Here is a 17,265-nt window from a genome sequence, read left to right as displayed (position 1 = left end):
CGCACCGCATTCTGTATCGGTCGAGATGCCCGTGAAGCGCGACTATGCTGGGGCGTCGTGACTAGACGCGGCAAGATCGTCTGTACCCTCGGCCCGGCCATCGGCACAGACGAGGCGGTCAGGGCCCTCGTCGAGGTCGGCATGGACGTGGCCCGCTTGAATTTCAGCCACGGCGACTACGCCGACCACGAGGCCGCCTACAAGCGAGTCCGGCAGGCGTCCGACGCCACCGGCCGAGCCGTCGGCATCCTCGCCGACCTGCAGGGCCCCAAGATCCGCCTCGGGCGCTTCGCCGACGGTCCGACCTACTGGGCCAACGGCGAGACCGTGCGGATCACCGTCGAGGAGTGCGCGGGCAACCACGACCGGGTGTCGACCACCTACAAGAACCTGTCCAAGGACGCCAAGCCCGGTGACCGGCTGCTGGTCGACGACGGCAAGGTGGCCCTGGTCGTCGAGCACATCGACGGCGAGGACGTGGTGTGCACTGTCACCGAAGGCGGCCCGGTCAGCAACAACAAAGGCGTGTCGCTGCCGGGCATGAACGTCTCGGTACCGGCCCTGTCCGAGAAGGACATCGAGGACCTCGAGTTCGCGCTGCGCCTCGGTGTGGACCTGGTGGCCCTGTCGTTCGTCCGCTCGCCGGCCGACGTCGAACTGGTCCACGAGGTGATGGACCGCGTGGGCCGTCGCGTTCCGGTGATCGCGAAGCTGGAGAAGCCCGAGGCGATCGACAACCTCGAGGCCATCGTGCTCGCCTTCGACGCCGTGATGGTGGCCCGTGGTGACCTCGGCGTGGAGCTCCCGCTCGAGGAGGTTCCGCTCGTCCAGAAGCGGGCCATCCAGGTGGCCCGCGAGAACGCCAAGCCGGTGATCGTGGCCACCCAGATGCTCGAGTCCATGATCGAGAACTCCCGGCCCACCCGGGCCGAGGCGTCCGACGTCGCCAACGCCGTCCTGGACGGCGCCGACGCAGTGATGCTGTCGGGGGAGACCTCGGTGGGCAAGTACCCGCTGGAGGCGGTGCGAACGATGGCGCGCATCATCACTGCGGTCGAAGAGAACTCGACGGCCGCGCCCCCGCTGACGCACGTCCCGCGCACCAAGCGGGGCGTGATCTCCTATGCCGCCCGCGACATCGGCGAGCGGCTGGACGCCAAGGCGTTGGTCGCGTTCACGTCCTCGGGTGACACAGTGCGCCGGCTGGCCCGGCTGCACACCCCGCTTCCGCTGCTGGCCTTCACGGCCCTCCCGGAGATTCGCAGCCAGCTCGCCCTGACCTGGGGCACCGAGACGTTCATCACCGAGCACATGCGCAGCACCGACGAGATGATCCGGACGGTCGACCACAACCTGCTCGAGCTCGGTCGCTACAAGCGCGGTGATCTGGTGGTCATCGTCGCGGGTGCTCCGCCGGGCACAGTAGGCTCGACGAACCTGATTCATGTTCACCGCATCGGTGAGGACGACCACTAACCCAAGGGAGAAGCCACGCGTGCCGGCGGCAGAGAGCACGTCCGATCTCGACGAACTGCTGGCCATTCTGGAGCTGTCCCCGATCGGCGACGACGTGTTCGCCGGCGCCCACCCGCACAAGAACCCGGTGCGAACCTTCGGCGGCCAGATGATGGCGCAGGGCTTCGTCGCCGCGACCCGCACCCTGGTCCACGACCTGCCGCCCAGCGCGCTGTCGGTGCACTTCGTCGCTGGCGGTGATCCGTCCGCCGACATCGAGTTCCATGTGGTGCGACTGCGCGACGAGCGGCGGTTCGCCAACCGGCGCGTCGATGCGATGCAGAACGGCAAACTGCTGGCCACGGCTCTGGTGTCCTACCTGTCCGGTGGTCACGGGCTCGAACACAACGTCGAGATGCCCGAGCTGCCCGATCCGGACACGCTACCGACGATTGACGATCTTCTGGTCGGGTACGAGGAGGTTGTGCCCGGCTTCGTCAACGCTCTGCGGCCCATCGAGTGGCGCTACACCAACGACCCCGCGTGGGTGATGCGCGACAAGGGCGGCCGTCAGGAGCGCAACCGGGTGTGGCTGAAGGCGGCCGGCGATATGCCCGACGACCCGACGTTGCATACGGCCGCGATGGTGTACGCCTCGGACACCACCGTGCTCGACTCGATCATCACCACCCACGGCCTGTCGTGGGGGTGGGACCGGATCTTCGCGGTCACCATCAACCATTCGGTGTGGTTTCACCGGCAGGTCGACTTCGCCGACTGGGTGCTCTACTCGACCCGTTCACCAGTGGCGGCCGAGTCCAGGGGGCTGGGGACGGGTCACTTCTTCAACCGCGCTGGGCAGGTGGTGGCCACCGTGGTCCAGGAGGGCATCGTGAAGCACTTTCCGGGAGCCAAGGCCTGAATCTGACGTTCGGGCAATGCCCCGTAGCGCAGCCGGTCAGGCGTACTGTTTACCTCGTCTAAAGACGTTTGTGCGCCTCGGGGGAGGTGGGATGACCGAGCCGCCAGTGCAGGTCGCGCCCCGGCTGCGGGCACGCGAGCGGGTGGTCGCGCACGTCGACTCCCCGGCGGCGCGCTGGATGGGCGCGCTTGCGCTGCTGATCGCCGCCAGCTGGCTCGTCACCCTGCTGGCCCGCTCGCACCATCACGCGAACTGGCACGCCGACGGCCGGCTGGCCTGGTCACTGACCATCCTGGCCGCCGTGGCGCTGATCGCGCGGGGCATCTTCCTGGGCCGCCCGGTGACCGCCGCCCATGCGGGCGTGGCCGCGCTCGCGGTGTTGGCCGGGTTCGGCGCCCACATCCTGGCCTTCGGCGTCCTGGGCAACTTCCTGATCGCGTCGTCCGGACTGGCGCTGATGTGGCCGACCACGATGCGTCCCCAGCCGGCCGAGCTGCCCAAGATCTGGGCGCTGGTCAACGGGACCAGCCGTGACCCGCTGGCACCGTTCGCCATGCTGGACCGCAAGAGCTACCACTTCACCGCCGACGGCTCGGCGGCCATCGCCTACCGCACCCGGATCGGCTACGCGGTGGTCAGCGGTGACCCGATCGGTGACGAGACCCGGTTCGAGGAACTGGTCTGCGAGTTCGTCGCGATGTGCCACGGCCACGGCTGGCGAGTCGTCGTCCTGGGTTGCAGTGAACGGCGCCTCGGGCTGTGGAGCGGCCCGGAGATCATCGGACAGGCCTTGCGCCCGGTTCCGATCGGACGCGACGTGGTGATCGACGTGCCGACGTTCGCCATGGTGGGACGGCGGTTCCGCAACCTGCGCCAGGCGGTGCAGCGCACCCACAACTTCGGCATCACCACCGAGATCGTGGCCGAACAGGAACTCGACGACCAACAGCTCGCCGAGCTGACCGACGTTCTGCTGGCATCGCCGAAGGGCTCGCGCACCGAGCGCGGTTTCTCGATGAGCCTCGACGGTGCGCTCACGGGCCGCTATCCGGGAATCCTGCTCATCATCGCCCGCGACAGGGACGGCCGCGTAGCGGGCTTCCACCGCTACGCCCTGGCCGGCGGCGGCAGCGACGTCACCCTCGACGTCCCGTGGCGCCGCCGCGGCGCGCCGAACGGCATCGACGAACGGCTGTCGGTCGACATGATCACCGCGATGAGACAATCCGGTGCGCAACGGCTTTCACTTGCCTTCGCGGCCTTTCCGGAGATCTTCGACGACAAGGAACGCGGCCCGCTGAGCAGCTTCTTCTACACCGCGATCCACCTCGGCGACTCGCTGATCGCGCTGGAGGCGCTGTACCGCTATCTGCGCAAGTTCCACGCCCTCGGCGACCGCCGTTACGTACTGCTGTCATTCGGGCAGGTGCTGCCGGTGCTGGTGGTGCTGCTCTTGCTGGAGTTCCTGCCGCGCAGGCGGCAACTGCCCGGCGTTACGGCGTCGGAGTAAGCGTGACGCTGAACCGGTTCTCCACCGACTGCCGGAACTGGTCGGCGCACTTCTGGACCTGGTTCTGATCCTGGCCCGCCTTCTGCAGGCAGTCGATATAGTCGCCGCCGCCGACTTGATTGAAAGCGAAGACGTACACGGCGATGAAGGCCAGGCCCACGATGATGGCCACGAATCCGAGGATGATGCCGGCCAGGGCGACCCCGCCGTTGTCGGCTTCGCCGCGCTTGACGCGGCCACGCGCCGCGAAGCCGATCACGACGGCGACGATGCCCAGGATGATGCCGCCGGCCACCGAGAATGACGAAACCAGCGCGACGATGGCGATCACCAGGGCCGCCACACCCAGGCCGTTGCGGGGTCCGGTCGGCGGCGGTGCGTAGCCGGCATAGGGCTGCGGCGGCGGTGGCGGGTACCCGCCGGGATAGGGACCCGCCTGATACGGGTTCGGATAAGGGTATGGATAGGGCGGAGCTGTCGGCGGCTGAGGCGTGGCCTGAGGGCCCTGGGGCGATGTCTCCGAAGGCTCGGTCATGGACTGCACGTTACCTGTCGTCGGCGACCGACAGGCGTGGACAGGCGATGTCAGCGCCGAGCTGGTGGGTGGCCACGACGACGGTGCGGGCCGGGGACAGCAAACCGTGGGTGCCGTCCAGCAGCGCGGCCAGAAGCCGATGGGAGTCGGCCGCGTCGAGATGCTCGGTCGGCTCGTCGAGTAACACGATGGGCGCCGGGCACACCAGGACCCGCGCCAGCAGCAGTCGCCGCCGTTGCCCGGCGGACACCGCGGCGGCCCCACCGGTCAGCACGGTGCTCAGCCCGTCGGGAAGGCTGCTCAGCCACGCACCGAGACCGACGACTCCGAGTGTGTGGACCAGTTCGTCGTCGGTGCAGTCGCCGCGGGCCACCAGCAGGTTGTCCCGGACGGTGGTGCTGAACAGATGCGCGTCCTCAGCGAAATAGCATGCAGCACTGCGTAGTTCAGACTCGCTGAGCTCGTCGCAGTCGATGCCGTCGAAGCTGACCGTACCGGCGGCGGCAGGCAGCAGTCCGGCCAGGGTCATCAGCAGTGCGGTCTTGCCCGCGCCGCTCTTCCCGGTCACGGCTAGCCGGGATCCGGGTGCCAGGTCAACGCTGACGGTCGGGCCGGCTGGCCCACCCGGGTAACCGGCGGAGACCCGCGTCGCGCGCAGCCGCGGGGTGGTAGCCGGTGATGCGATGACCGTGGCGGTGTGCGCGGGGGCGTTCTCCGCGGAGACCAATTCGAGCAGACGCCCGGCCGCGATCCGCGCCCGGGTCAGCGCGACCGCCGCACCGGGCAGCGCACCGGTGGCCTCGAAGGCCGACAGGGGAAGCAGCATCAGCACCGCCAACGTGGTGGGCGCGGTGCTCGACGCGATGCCGATGGCGACCACGACGGCCCCGATGACGCTGGCGCCGACTGCCGCGGTGGGGACGGCGGCGCCAGCCGCGGCGGGGGCGGCCGCACGATCGACGGCCGCTGCCCAGGTGCGTTGGCGCCGCTCGGCGTCCGCGATCAACTCCGGCAGTCGGCCCGCCACCCTCAGCTCGGCCGCGTGGTCGAGAGCGGTGAGCGCCGCGACGTCGCGATCGGAACGGTGCTGGCGGGCTACAGCTTCCTGTGCTCGGGCGGCACGGGCCGACAACCAGGGCGCCAGTACGCCGGCGACAATCAGGCACACCGCGAGCACGACCGAGGCGACGGGGGAGATCAGGGCGATGACCGTGGTCGCAGCGACTCCGAGCACCGCGGCGACGCCGAACGGGACCACGGCGCGGACCAGGACGTCGGCTAGGTCGTCGACGTCGGTCCCGACCCGGGCGAGCAGGTCGCCGCTGTGCAGTCGGGCGGTGACCTCGACGGGTCCGTCGGCCAGTCGCCGGTAGATCTCAGTGCGCGCGTTTCCTGCCGACCGCAGTGCCGTGTCGTGCGACACCAGGCGTTCGCAGTAGCCGAGCACACCGCGCGAGATGCCGAAGGTTCGAACGGCCACCACCGCCACCGACAGGTCGAGCACGGGCGGCATCTGCCAGGCGCGGGTAATCAGCCAGGCCGAGACCCCGGCCAACGCCAGGGCACTGCCGAGTGACAGTGCGCCGAGGGTGATCGCCAGCAGCGCTCGCGGCAGTCTCGGTCGCAACAGTGGCAGCGCCGCCCTCAACGGATCAGACGCCGGCATGACGATCCGCCTGAACCGGGATGACGTGATCGGCAACGGCAATCGCACTGTCGCGGTGTGCCACCATCACCACGGTGGCCCCTGCGGCGGCGCGGTCGGCGATGGCCTGCAGCACGGTCGCTTCGGTGCCGGCGTCCAGGTGCGAGGTCGGCTCGTCAAGAAGCAGCACCGGCGCCCGCGAGCCAAGCGCGCGCGCCAGGCCCAGTCGTTGTCGTTGTCCCAGCGACAGGCCCGTTCCGCCGCGGCCCAGCACAGTGTCCACACCGTGCGGCAAGTCCGCGACAACAGAGTCGAAACCGGCTGCAGCACAGGCTGTGTCGACATCTACCAGCGATCCGAACAGGGCCAGGTTCTCCGCGACGGTGCCGGGAACGATGACGGGCCGTTGCGCCAGCCAGGACAGCTGGCCCCACCATCGAGCCTTGTCCAGGTCCTCGACGTCGACACCGTCGACCGTAACCCGCCCGCTGGTGGCAACCACCAGCCCGGCGATGACCTGCAGCACCGTGCTCTTGCCCGCACCGTTCGGGCCGGCCAACACAGTCACCTCGCCGGGCCGAAGGTCGCCGGACAGTCGCGCGGGCGCCCACCCGTCACGCCCGGTCACCGACACCGAGTCCAGCCGGATGACCGCGCCCCTGGCATCGACGGCTCGCGAGCCTGCGGTCGGCACCGGGTGCTGGTCGATCAGTTCGAAAGCTTTGTCCGAGGCCGCCTTCCCGTCCTGCGCGGCGTGGAACTCGACGCCGACCCGGCGCAGGGGCCAGAACACGTCGGGCGCCAGCAGCAGGACCGTCAACCCGGCGGCCAGCGTCATCTCGCCGAACACCAGCCGAAGCCCGATGCTCACCGCCACCAGGGCCACGCCTAGAGTGGCGATCAGCTCGAGCACCAGCGCGGAGAGGAACGCGATCCGCAATGTCGCCACAGCCGAACGGCGATGCGCCGCACTGAGTGCGGCGATCCGGTCGGCCGGTCCGCCGGCCCGGCCCAGCGCCCGCAGCGTGGGGATGCCAGCGATGAGATCTGTCAGCCGGGCCTGCAGGGTGGTCATGGCCGCCAGCGCTGCGCTGGAGCGCTCGGCGGTCGCCAAGCCGATGAGCACCATGAAGATCGGGATGAGCGGCAGCGCGATCAGGACGATCACCGCCGACTGCAGATCGTTGATCGCGATGACCACCACGGTGGCGGGGGTGAGGATCGCACCGAGGAACAGCGCCGGCAGGTACGCGGTGAAGTACGGTCGCAGACCGTCCAGCCCGCTGGTCACCACGGTGGCCGCATCGTCCCGCAGGCCTGCGCTCACAGTGGGCGCCAGGGCGGTGACAGTACCGAGGACCTGCCCACTCAGGTCGGCGACCACCGCGCTGGCGCCACGCTGGCCGAGCCGGCCCTGCACCCACTGGGTGAGCGTGCGAATCACCCACAGCGCGAGCAGGACTCCCAGCTCGACGTGCCAGTGGCCGAGGGATCGCGCGGCGGGATCGGTGATGACGCCGGCCGCCAGGTGGCCCAGCACCACGGCCGCTCCGATCGCGCACCCGGCGATCATGACGCCGCACGCGACGGTGGCGACCAGATGGCGGCGCACCGAAGCGGAGGCTCGCAACAGCCGCGGGTCCAGCGGACCCGTCCGGCGTGTGCGCCGGTCGCTCAGGACGCCCGCCTCAGCGGCAGGCCGACCGACGGGGGAATGGACTCGGCGAAGATGCGCCTACGGAACACCCAGTAGGTCCAGCCTTGGTAGACCAGGACGAATGGCGTGAAAATCGCAGCGGCCCAGGTCATCACCTTGAGCGTATAGGGGCTCGACGATCCGTTGTAGATCGTCACGCTGTACGTCGGATTGATGGTGGAGGGCACCAGGTTGGGGAACAGCGCGGCGAACAGCAGCACCACCACAGCGGCGATGACCACCGTGGTGGCCAGAAACGCCCAGCCTTCGCGGGCGCTGGCGGCGGCGGCCACGGCCGCCAGCTGGGCCGCCACGGCGACACCGAGCAGGGCCCAGGCCCACGGCTCGCCGTAGGCCAGCTGTGTCCAGAGTCCGAAGCCGGCAACGAGAATGGTGGCCGGTGCGCTGAGCACCCGGGCCGCCCTGACCGCGTCGGTGCGTACCTCGCCACCGCTCTTGAGCGCCAGGAAGACCGCGCCGTGGAACAGGAACAGCGCGCATGTCGCTAGTCCACCCGACAGCGTGTAGGGGTTGACGACGTCGATGACCGAGAGGTCCACGACGTTCTTGTCCGCACCGATCGGCAAGCCGGTCACCAGGACGGCGAAGGTCACACCCCACAGAATGGCGGGCAGCCACGACCCGGCCGCGATCGCGATATCACACCACGACCGCCACTTCGGATCGTCGATCTTGCCCCGCCACTCGATTGCCACGACGCGCGCGATCATCGCGAGCAGGATCACGAGCATCGGCAGGTACAGGCTGGAGAACACGGTCGCATACCAGTGCGGGAACGCGGCGAACATCGCCGCGCCGGCGGTGATCAGCCACACCTCGTTGCCGTCCCACACCGGGCCGATGGTGTTGAGCACGGCCCGGCGACGAGACTCGCTGTCGCCCTTGCCTGTTCGGCCGAACCATGCCATCAGCATGCCGACTCCGAAGTCGAAGCCCTCCAGGACGAAGAAGCCGAGGAACAGCACTGCTACGAGAATGAACCAGAATTGTTGAAGTCCCATGGCGGTCAGCTCCTCAGTAGGCGAAGGACAGCGGCGCGACCTCGTCCTCGTGAAGTGGGGCCGGCGGCGCGGGCTCGGAATCGTGCTCTAGCGGGCCTGCCACCACGTAGCGGCGGATCAGGTAGAACCAGATCACCGCGAGCACCGCGTAGATCAGGGTGAACGAGATGAGCGACACCCAGACCAGGCCCGGCCCGTGCAGTGAGACACCCTGACGCACGGTGAGGCGCACGAGTTGGTCCCCGTCGGGATTCGGTGCGACGACCCATGGCTGACGGCCCATCTCGGTGAACACCCATCCGGAGATCGACGCCAGGAAGGGTGTCGGAATCGTCCACAGGGCGAAGCGGGAGAACCACCGCTTGTCAGGTACCCGGCCCCGCCGGGTGAGCCACAAGACGCTCAATGCGAACAGGAACGGAATGGCCATCAGCCCGATCATGGCGCGGAAGGACCAGTAGGTGACGAACAGGTTGGGTACGTACCACTCGGGTCCGAACGTCTGCTGGTATTGCTGCTGAAGGTCTTTCGCGCCCTGCAGCGTCACCCCACTGAACTTGCCCTCGGCCAGGAACGGCAGCACGTAGGGCACCTCGACGACGCGGGTGATGCTGTCACAGTTGTTGTGCGTTCCCACCGTCAGCACGGAGAACCTCGGATCCAGTTCGGTGTGGCACAGCGATTCGGCGGCGGCCATCTTCATCGGTTGCTGGTGGAACATCAGCTTGCCCTGTACATCACCGGTGAAGAACAGCCCGAAACTGGCGACGATGGCCACCCATGCTCCCAGGATCGCCCCGGGCCGATACAGCGCGGCGGCATCGGGAGAGCCCTTGGCCCGCACCATCCACCAGGCGCACACCGCAGCGACGAACGTTGCCGCGGTGAGGAACGAGGCGGCGACGGCGTGCCAGAAGGCGGCAACAGCGGTGTTGTTGGTGAACAGCTCGGTGATGCTCTCCAACTCGGCGCGCCGGGTGAGCGGGTTGTACCTCGCGCCGACCGGGTGCTGCATGAAGGAGTTGGCGCTGATGATGAAGAACGCCGAGAGGTTGACGGCGAAGGCGACCAGCCAGATCGAGGTCAGGTGCAGCCACCTGGGGAGCCGGTTCCACCCGAAGATCCACAATCCGATGAACGTGGATTCGAGGAAGAAGGCGACCAGGGCCTCCAGCGCGAGCGGCGCGCCGAAGATGTCGCCGACGAAGCGGGAATACTCGCTCCAGTTCATCCCGAACTGGAACTCCTGCACGATGCCGGTTGCCACGCCGATGGCGAAGTTGATCAGGAAGACCTTCCCGAAGAACTTCGTCATCCGGTACCAGGCAGTGTTGTCGGTGACCACCCACACGGTTTGCATCGCCGCGATCAGGGGAGCCAGCCCGATCGTCAGCGGGACGAAGATGAAGTGGTAGACGGTCGTGATGCCGAACTGCCACCGTGAAACGTCAAGAGCACCCATGGTCGAAGTCTCCACAAACGACACGCAGAAGGCGCGGATCGCCTATCTACGACACACTGTAGTAGCGATCCGCGCTTCGCGACTGTGGGCTTAGTCCCAGCTGAGGTGCGTCACAGCGGCGTCAGGACGTGGCAGCGGCGACCGTCTCTCGGATGTTTTTGGAGGCCTTGCGGATTCCGAAGGAAGCCACGATCTCGAAGACGCCGATGACCACCAGCCAGATGCCGACGACGAGAGTCAGGGTGGCCAGCGACGGGAACGGCGACGCGAGCACGACGATGCCCGCCACCAGGCTGATGATGCCGACGAAGATCTCCCAGCCGCGTCCCGGGGTGTCGGGGTCGCTGATCGCCGAGGCGGCCGTGGCGACACCGCGGAAGATGAAGCCGACACCGATCCAGATGGCCAGCAACAGGATCGAGTTCTGGATGCTGCGGAAGCACAGCACCGCCAGTATCAGGGCGGCCGCGCCGCTGATGAACAGCAGCGCCCGGCTGCCGGCCGACACATGCAGCGTGAACGCGTGGAACACCTGGCTGATGCCGCTGACCAGCAGGAAGGCGCCAAAGAAGATCGCGGCGACCAGGATGGAGATGCCCGGCCAGACCAGTACCAGGATGCCCAGGACCAGCGACAGTATTCCGGACAGCAGGACCGACTTCCACAGGTGCGGAAGCAGGGGTGGGGCGGAGGTAGTTGTCATGGCCGAAGTGTGACATAACGAGGTAGCCGGTAGCGGTATTTTCGCACTTCAGGAAGTTAATGGGGTCTTAGGTCCCGACGAGGCGATTCGTTCTCCTGCCGCGGCGCTACGTCTCCACTACTGTTCCGTTACCGGCAGTGCGAGCTGGGTCCAAGGCCGTTTTCGTCCTCGGCGTGAGGGTGCCCTGCGGCCCGATGCAGAAAGTTGAGGCAACCGTGCTCAGTGGATGTCAAGACCGTCGGGGGATCGGCCGCTGGTGGCGTGCCGCCGGGGTGATCGCCGTGGCGGGCTCCCTGCTGCTCTCGGGCTGCAGCAGCAAGTCCGAAAACAGCGCCGGCCCGTCCGAGTCCACCAGCGCGGTAAAGCCCGCCAAGGTCGACGAGATCGCCGCCAGCGTGCCCGATGACATCAAGAAGTCCGGCAAGCTCGTCGTCGGGGTGAACATTCCCTACGCCCCCAACGAGTTCAAGGATTCCAGCGGCAAGATCGTCGGCTTCGACGTCGACCTGATGAACGCCATAGCGGCCACCCTCGGCCTGACCGCCGACTATCGCGAGTCCGACTTCGCCAAGATCATCCCCGCGGTCCAGCAGGGCACCTACAACGTCGGCATGTCGTCGTTCACCGACACCAAGGAACGCCAGGCATCGGTTGACTTCGTCGATTACTTCAACGCGGGCATCCTGTGGGCGCAGCGTCCCGGTTCGCCCATCGATCCGAACAACGCGTGCGGCAAGAAGGTGGCCGTGCAGGCGACCACCACCGAGGAGACCGAAGAGCTGCCCAAGAAGAGCCAGGCGTGCACCGACGCCGGCAAGCCGCCGATCGAGATCCTGAAGTTCGACGGCCAGGACGCGGCCACCAACGCGGTGGTCCTGGGCCAGGCCGACGCCATGTCGGCGGACTCGCCGGTGACGGCCTACGCCATCAAGCAGAGCAAGGGCAAGCTCGAGGCCGCCGGCGAGATCTTCGAGGCCGCGCCCTACGGCTGGCCCGTCGCGAAGGGCTCGCCGCTGGCCCAGCCGTTGCAGAAAGCGCTGGAGCACCTGATCGAAACGGGTGACTACAAGACCATCGCCAGCAACTGGGGCGTCGAGCAGGGCATGATCACCAAGCCGGTGATCAACGGGGCGACCAGCTGACCGATATGGCACACGTCGACGTGTCGGCCCCATCCGCCATCAATGCGGTGCCACTGCGACACCCGTGGCGGTGGGTGGGGGCGACCGTCATCATCATTCTGGTCGGGTTGTTCATCTACGGCGCGGCCACCAACTCGGCATACGGCTGGTCGACCTATGCCGAGTACTTGTTCAACGAACGCATTCTGCTGGGTGTGTTCAACACGCTGCAGCTGACGGTCTACTCGATGGTGCTCGGCATCGTCCTCGGTGTCGTCATGTCGGTGATGCGACTGTCACCGAACCCGGTGTTCCGGACGGTGTCGTGGGTGTTCCTCTGGATCTTCCGCGGCACACCGGTGTACGTGCAGCTGGTGTTCTGGGGCCTGATCCCGACGATCTACCAGAACATCCAGTTGGGTGTGCCGTTCGGTCCGTCGTTGTTCCATCTCAATCTGCAGAGCCTGTCGATTCCCTTCGCGCTGGCGGTCATCGGCCTCGGTCTCAACGAGGCCGCCTACATGGCCGAGATCATCCGGGCCGGAATCACTTCCGTGCCCGAAGGGCAGACGGAGGCTTCCACCGCGCTGGGCATGTCGTGGGGAATGACGATGCGGCGCACCGTGCTTCCCCAGGCGATGCGGGTGATCATCCCGCCGACCGGCAACGAGGTCATCAGCATGCTGAAGACCACCTCGCTGGTGACCGCGGTGCCGTACTCGTATGACCTCTACAGCATCGCCTCGCGGGAGATCGCCGCCCGCATCTTCGAACCCGTCCCGCTGCTGTTGGTGGCCGCGACGTGGTACCTGCTCGTCACGAGCATCCTGATGGTCGGGCAGTACTACCTGGAGAAGTACTTCTCGCGTGGTATCTCCCGGCGCTTGACGTCGAAGCAGCTGGAGGCGCTGGCCAAGGCGCAGACCGGCACGGAGGCGGGACACGTATGAGCACCGAACCCATGGTGCGGGCCGAGACGGTCTGCAAGGACTTCGGGGCGCTGTCGGTCTTGAAGGGCGTGACCCTGACCGTGGACCGCGGCCAGGTACTGGTGCTCGTCGGGCCGTCGGGTTCCGGCAAGTCGACGTTCCTGCGGTGCATCAACCACCTGGAGACCGTCACCGCCGGCCGGCTCTACGTCGACGGCGAACTGGTGGGCTACCGGGAGGGCCAGGGCAAGCTCTACGAGATGTCACCCCGCGACGCGGCCAAACAACGCCGCGACATCGGCATGGTTTTTCAACACTTCAACCTGTTTCCCCATCGCACTGCGCTGGACAACATCGTCGAGGCGCCGATCCACGTCAAGAAGGTCAAGAAATCTGCGGCCATCGAGCGGGCTCGCGACCTGCTCAACCAGGTGGGATTGTCGGACAAGGCCGACGCCTACCCGGCTCAGCTGTCCGGCGGGCAGCAGCAGCGAGTCGCCATCGCCCGTGCACTGGCCATGGACCCCAAGCTCATGCTGTTCGACGAGCCCACTTCGGCCTTGGACCCCGAGCTGGTCGGCGAGGTCCTGGCCGTGATGAAAAAGCTTGCCAGCGAAGGCATGACGATGGTCGTCGTCACCCATGAGATGGGTTTCGCCCGTGAGGTCGCCGATCAGCTGGTGTTCATGGACGGCGGAGTGATCGTGGAGAGCGGAGCCCCGCGCGAAGTGCTGAGCAACCCGCAGCATAACCGCACCAAGGCATTCCTGTCGAAAGTCATGTAAAGGTCCATCCGATTGAAACGCTCTCGGGCACAACGGTTTTCGAAACTCTGTGACCGGCCCGCGCACCTCGGCGGTATCAGACGAAGCACATAGAAACCACCTGCTGGCCGCAACAACGTGTCTGTAGATCTCGTGCCCTCGGTGAGATTCGAACTCACACTGTACGGGTTTTGAATCCGTTTCCTCTGCCAGTTGGGATACGAGGGCAGGCCGCGTGGCGGCGGTTTTCCACCTTAGACGATGCGTGCGGTGAGCCCGTCGCGCGGTGCCGCCGAGTGCCCCGAGGTCGCTGTTTGGCGCCCGCCAAGCGACAATGGCCTCATGACCGGGTCTACCGACGCTGAAGGCCGCGCTTCCCACCGGGTTCTGATCGCCGAGGACGAAGCGCTGATCCGGCTAGACCTGGCCGAGATGCTGCGCGAAGAGGGCTACGACATCGTGGGCGAGGCCGGCGACGGGCAGGAAGCCGTCGAGCTGGCCGAGCAGCTGCGCCCAGATCTGGTGATCATGGACGTCAAGATGCCCCGGCGGGACGGTATCGACGCCGCCTCCGAGATCGCCGCGAAGCGCATCGCACCGATCGTGGTCCTCACCGCTTTCAGCCAGCGCGACCTCGTCGAGAAGGCGCGCGACGCCGGGGCGATGGCCTATCTGGTCAAGCCCTTCTCGATCAGCGACCTGATCCCGGCCATCGAGATCGCCGTCAGCCGTTTCGCCGAGGTGACCGAACTCGAGCGTGAGGTGGCCAACCTCTCCGACCGGCTGGAGACCCGCAAGCTCGTCGAGCGCGCCAAGGGGCTGCTGCAGACCAAGCAGGGGATGACCGAGCCCGAGGCCTTCAAGTGGATCCAGCGCGCGGCGATGGACCGGCGCACCACCATGAGGCGGGTCGCCGAGGTGGTCCTGGAAACGCTGGACGCCGACCCGCCGCGTTAACTCTGCGTTTCCGCTGCGACCTGCCGTCGGTCGCCCACCGTTCTGACCGTGCCGTTTGTCGCGTCGGCACCTACGCTCACGGCCGGGCGTCGTCCAAGATCACGCGCTGCGGCGCAGGGTTGGCTATGTTCTAGCGGAAGTGTCGACCCGTCGGGCCCGGGTGCGGTCTGCGATGTCGACGCCAGATGACCCACTGATCCGGAGGTGAAACGTGCGCGGTCGCGCGACGCGGAGTGCAATCGCCGCTAGTTCGGCGCTGTTGGCGGTGTTGGGCATTGCCGGCTGCAACCAGTCCCCACCGAGCGGGGAGAAGGCCCCGCAAAGTGACCTCAAGATCGTCGAGCAGGTCCAGATCGATCAGAACGGCGCCGAGGTGAAGCCCGAGGCCGGCGCCGTTGCGGCCGACCCTGCCGGCGACGGCAAGGCCAGCTGCCCGCCGGTGTCGATCGCCATGGCCGGCGCGCTCAACGGCCCCGACGCCGCCCTGGGCATCAACATCAAGAACGGCGTGCAGCTCGCCATCGACAAGCACAACGCCGCCAACCCCGGCTGCCAGGTCCAGCTCAAGCCGTTCGACACCGAAGGCGATCCGCAGAAGGCCACGGCCATCGCGCCGCAGATCGTCGACGACGCGTTCACCATCGGCCTCGTCGGCCCGGGGTTCTCCGGTGAGACCAAGGCCACCGGCTCGGTGTTCGACCAGGCCGGCCTGGTGTCGACCACCGCCTCGGCCACCAACGTCACGCTGTCCGAGCAGGGCTGGAAGACGTTCTTCCGCGGCCTGGCCAACGACGGGGTGCAGGGCCCCTCGGTCGCCAACTACCTGAAGAACACCCTCGGGCAGAACAAGGTGTGCGTCGTCGACGACAGCACCGACTACGGCACCGGCCTGGCGCAGGCTGTCCGTGCAACCCTGGGCCCGGTGGCCGACTCGGCCTGCGACATCTCGGTGAAGAAGGGCGACAAGGACTTCTCGGCCGCGGTGACCCAGGTCAAGGGCCGGTCGCCGGACTCGGTGTTCTACAGCGGCTACTACGCCGAGGCGGCACCGTTCGTGCAGCAGCTGCGCGACGGCGGCTTCACCGGCAAGTTCGTCAGCGCCGACGGCACCAAGGATCCGGAGTTCGTCAAGCAGGCCGGTGAGTCCTCCAAGGACGCCATCCTTTCCTGCCCGTGCGGCCCGGCCACCGGTGCCTTCGCCGACGAGTACACCAAGAAGTTCGGTCAGCCCCCCGGCACGTACAGCACCGAGGGATACGACCTGGGCACGGTGCTGCTCAAGGGCATCGACGCCGGCAAGATCACCCGTCCGGACCTGCTCGAGTGGGTCAAGAACTACGACGGACAAGGTGTGGCCCGTAAGTACCAGTGGACCGACAAGGGCGAACTGACCACGACCCTGATCTGGATCTACAAGGTTCAGTAGGCGATTCACGAGGCGCGTCCGAGACCCGAAGTCTCGGACGCGTTCTCGTTGACGACAGACCGCAAGGAGTCCGCCCCAGGATGATCCGTGAGTGCCTCGGTCAGTACGCCTGCCTCGCCGGTGACATCGGTTTCAACGTCGATAACCTGCGAGAAGGCTTCTGGCAGTTGACCATCGACGGGTTGTCCTGGGGTGCGATCTACGCCCTGGTGGCGGTCGGTTACACACTGGTGTTCGGTGTGCTGCGGCTGATCAACTTCGCGCACTCCGAGATCTTCATGCTCGGCATGTTCGGCGCGTATTTCTGCCTGGACATCATTCTGGGATTCACCCCCAGCGGCAACGCCTACAGCAAGGGCGTGCTGCTGACCATCTTGTACCTCGGCATCGCGATGTTGTTCGCGATGCTGGTATCCGGTTCGGCCGCAATAGGTTTGGAGGCGGTGGCCTACCGGCCACTGCGACGCCGCAACGCGCGTCCGCTGACGTTCCTCATCACGGCTATCGGCATGTCATTCGTCCTGCAGGAGTTCGTCCACTTCGTGCTGCCCAAGCTCCTCAAGGGTTACGGCGGCAGTAACGCCCAGCAGCCGATCACCCTGGTGCAGCCCAAGGCGCAGTTCCACGTCTTCGGTGCCTCGGTCACCAATGTCACGCTGGTGATCGTCGCCGCCGCACTGGTGCTGGCGATCCTGACCGACATCGCGATCAACCGGACGAAGTTCGGCCGCGGCATCCGCGCGGTCGCCCAGGATCCGACCACCGCCACGCTGATGGGCGTCTCGCGGGAACGCATCATCATGACCACGTTCCTCATCGGCGGCATGCTGGCCGGCGCCGCCGCGCTGCTCTACACCCTCAAGGTGCCGCAGGGCATCATCTACTCGGGCGGCTTCCTGCTGGGCATCAAGGCCTTCACGGCGGCGGTGCTCGGCGGCATCGGAAACTTGCGCGGCGCGCTGCTCGGCGGTCTGATCCTGGGCATCATGGAGAACTACGGTCAGGCCGTGTTCGGCACCCAGTGGCGCGACGTCGTCGCATTCATCCTGCTGGTTCTGGTGCTGATGATCCGGCCCACCGGCATACTCGGCGAAAGCCTCGGAAAGGCGAGGGCATGA

The 17,265-nt window shown here is 67.1% G+C and carries 15 protein-coding genes and 1 tRNA gene; 9 read left to right on the top strand and 7 right to left on the bottom strand.

The genetic code is table 11. The annotated features are described in order from the left end of the window. Window positions 1-57: 57 nt before the first annotated feature. From pyk to K9U37_RS14265, 3 genes are all read left to right on the top strand, one after another. A complete protein-coding gene (gene pyk / locus K9U37_RS14275; protein WP_243072233.1) occupies window positions 58-1,476 on the top strand; it encodes a pyruvate kinase in 1,419 nt (472 codons plus the stop codon). A gap of 19 nt (window positions 1,477-1,495) precedes the next feature. Next, the gene (locus K9U37_RS14270; protein ID WP_243072232.1) at window positions 1,496-2,377 is read left to right on the top strand and encodes an acyl-CoA thioesterase II; all 882 of its coding nucleotides are present in this window, start codon (window positions 1,496-1,498) and stop codon (window positions 2,375-2,377) included. A 91-nt stretch (window positions 2,378-2,468) separates the two neighbouring features. After that, window positions 2,469-3,887 (top strand): MprF family protein, encoded by a 1,419-nt coding sequence (locus K9U37_RS14265; protein WP_243072231.1) that lies wholly within the window; start codon window positions 2,469-2,471, stop codon window positions 3,885-3,887. Here K9U37_RS14265 and K9U37_RS14260 read toward each other — a convergent pair. From K9U37_RS14260 to K9U37_RS14235, 6 genes are all read right to left on the bottom strand, one after another. Next, entirely contained in the window at window positions 3,871-4,422 is a 552-nt protein-coding gene (locus K9U37_RS14260; protein WP_243072230.1) for a DUF4190 domain-containing protein, read from the bottom strand. The genes K9U37_RS14265 and K9U37_RS14260 overlap by 17 nt on opposite strands. Before the next feature lie 10 nt (window positions 4,423-4,432). Next, complete coding sequence (cydC, locus tag K9U37_RS14255) at window positions 4,433-6,088, bottom strand: thiol reductant ABC exporter subunit CydC (RefSeq protein WP_243072229.1); 1,656 nt, start codon at window positions 6,086-6,088, stop codon at window positions 4,433-4,435. After that, window positions 6,075-7,679: a thiol reductant ABC exporter subunit CydD gene (gene cydD, locus K9U37_RS14250; RefSeq protein WP_308197383.1), complete on the bottom strand. Its 1,605-nt coding sequence runs from the start codon at window positions 7,677-7,679 to the stop codon at window positions 6,075-6,077. The genes cydC and cydD overlap by 14 nt, the downstream gene beginning before the upstream one ends. 62 nt (window positions 7,680-7,741) lie before the next feature. Next, entirely contained in the window at window positions 7,742-8,785 is a 1,044-nt protein-coding gene (gene cydB, locus K9U37_RS14245) for a cytochrome d ubiquinol oxidase subunit II (RefSeq protein ID WP_243072228.1), read from the bottom strand. Window positions 8,786-8,798: 13 nt separating this feature from the next. After that, a complete protein-coding gene (locus tag K9U37_RS14240) occupies window positions 8,799-10,247 on the bottom strand; it encodes a cytochrome ubiquinol oxidase subunit I (RefSeq protein ID WP_243072227.1) in 1,449 nt (482 codons plus the stop codon). A 121-nt stretch (window positions 10,248-10,368) separates the two neighbouring features. Next, window positions 10,369-10,950, bottom strand: a complete 582-nt coding sequence (locus K9U37_RS14235; protein WP_243072226.1) for an HdeD family acid-resistance protein — start codon at window positions 10,948-10,950, stop codon at window positions 10,369-10,371. 194 nt (window positions 10,951-11,144) lie between these two features. Between K9U37_RS14235 and K9U37_RS14230 the strand changes: the two genes are divergently transcribed. The 3 genes from K9U37_RS14230 to K9U37_RS14220 are packed head-to-tail and all read left to right on the top strand — an operon-like array spanning window position 11,145 to window position 13,785. Next, complete coding sequence (locus tag K9U37_RS14230; protein ID WP_243072225.1) at window positions 11,145-12,092, top strand: ABC transporter substrate-binding protein; 948 nt, start codon at window positions 11,145-11,147, stop codon at window positions 12,090-12,092. Between the two features lie 5 nt (window positions 12,093-12,097). Then, window positions 12,098-13,021, top strand: a complete 924-nt coding sequence (locus K9U37_RS14225) for an amino acid ABC transporter permease (RefSeq protein ID WP_243072224.1) — start codon at window positions 12,098-12,100, stop codon at window positions 13,019-13,021. An 11-nt stretch (window positions 13,022-13,032) separates the two neighbouring features. Next, the gene (locus K9U37_RS14220; RefSeq protein WP_243073379.1) at window positions 13,033-13,785 is read left to right on the top strand and encodes an amino acid ABC transporter ATP-binding protein; all 753 of its coding nucleotides are present in this window, start codon (window positions 13,033-13,035) and stop codon (window positions 13,783-13,785) included. Between the two features lie 133 nt (window positions 13,786-13,918). Here K9U37_RS14220 and K9U37_RS14215 read toward each other — a convergent pair. Next, a tRNA-Leu gene (locus K9U37_RS14215) sits at window positions 13,919-13,992 on the bottom strand. A gap of 114 nt (window positions 13,993-14,106) precedes the next feature. Between K9U37_RS14215 and K9U37_RS14210 the strand changes: the two genes are divergently transcribed. From K9U37_RS14210 to K9U37_RS14200, 3 genes are all read left to right on the top strand, one after another. Further along, window positions 14,107-14,721, top strand: a complete 615-nt coding sequence (locus K9U37_RS14210; RefSeq protein ID WP_243072223.1) for a two-component system response regulator PdtaR — start codon at window positions 14,107-14,109, stop codon at window positions 14,719-14,721. Between the two features lie 211 nt (window positions 14,722-14,932). Next, window positions 14,933-16,147 (top strand): branched-chain amino acid ABC transporter substrate-binding protein, encoded by a 1,215-nt coding sequence (locus tag K9U37_RS14205; RefSeq protein ID WP_243072222.1) that lies wholly within the window; start codon window positions 14,933-14,935, stop codon window positions 16,145-16,147. Between the two features lie 80 nt (window positions 16,148-16,227). After that, entirely contained in the window at window positions 16,228-17,265 is a 1,038-nt protein-coding gene (locus tag K9U37_RS14200) for a branched-chain amino acid ABC transporter permease (protein WP_243072221.1), read from the top strand.

The sequence above is a fragment of the Candidatus Mycolicibacterium alkanivorans genome (assembly GCF_022760805.1).
Lineage (GTDB): Bacteria > Actinomycetota > Actinomycetes > Mycobacteriales > Mycobacteriaceae > Mycobacterium > Mycobacterium alkanivorans.
The sequence above is the reverse complement of the archived record's forward strand: the minus strand, read 5'-3'. Positions and strand labels throughout refer to the sequence as shown.

Excerpts from the sequence above, each read along its gene's own strand:
- K9U37_RS14265 (WP_243072231.1), top strand. The coding sequence starts at position 2,469 with ATGACCGAGCCGCCAGTGCAGGTCGCGCCCCGGCTGCGGGCACGCGAG.
- K9U37_RS14260 (WP_243072230.1), bottom strand. The coding sequence starts at position 4,422 with ATGACCGAGCCTTCGGAGACATCGCCCCAGGGCCCTCAGGCCACGCCT.
- cydC (WP_243072229.1), bottom strand. The coding sequence starts at position 6,088 with ATGCCGGCGTCTGATCCGTTGAGGGCGGCGCTGCCACTGTTGCGACCG.
- cydB (WP_243072228.1), bottom strand. The coding sequence starts at position 8,785 with ATGGGACTTCAACAATTCTGGTTCATTCTCGTAGCAGTGCTGTTCCTC.
- K9U37_RS14240 (WP_243072227.1), bottom strand. The coding sequence starts at position 10,247 with ATGGGTGCTCTTGACGTTTCACGGTGGCAGTTCGGCATCACGACCGTC.
- K9U37_RS14235 (WP_243072226.1), bottom strand. The coding sequence starts at position 10,950 with ATGACAACTACCTCCGCCCCACCCCTGCTTCCGCACCTGTGGAAGTCG.
- K9U37_RS14230 (WP_243072225.1), top strand. The coding sequence starts at position 11,145 with ATGCAGAAAGTTGAGGCAACCGTGCTCAGTGGATGTCAAGACCGTCGG.
- K9U37_RS14225 (WP_243072224.1), top strand. The coding sequence starts at position 12,098 with ATGGCACACGTCGACGTGTCGGCCCCATCCGCCATCAATGCGGTGCCA.
- K9U37_RS14220 (WP_243073379.1), top strand. The coding sequence starts at position 13,033 with ATGGTGCGGGCCGAGACGGTCTGCAAGGACTTCGGGGCGCTGTCGGTC.
- K9U37_RS14210 (WP_243072223.1), top strand. The coding sequence starts at position 14,107 with ATGACCGGGTCTACCGACGCTGAAGGCCGCGCTTCCCACCGGGTTCTG.
- K9U37_RS14200 (WP_243072221.1), top strand. The coding sequence starts at position 16,228 with ATGATCCGTGAGTGCCTCGGTCAGTACGCCTGCCTCGCCGGTGACATC.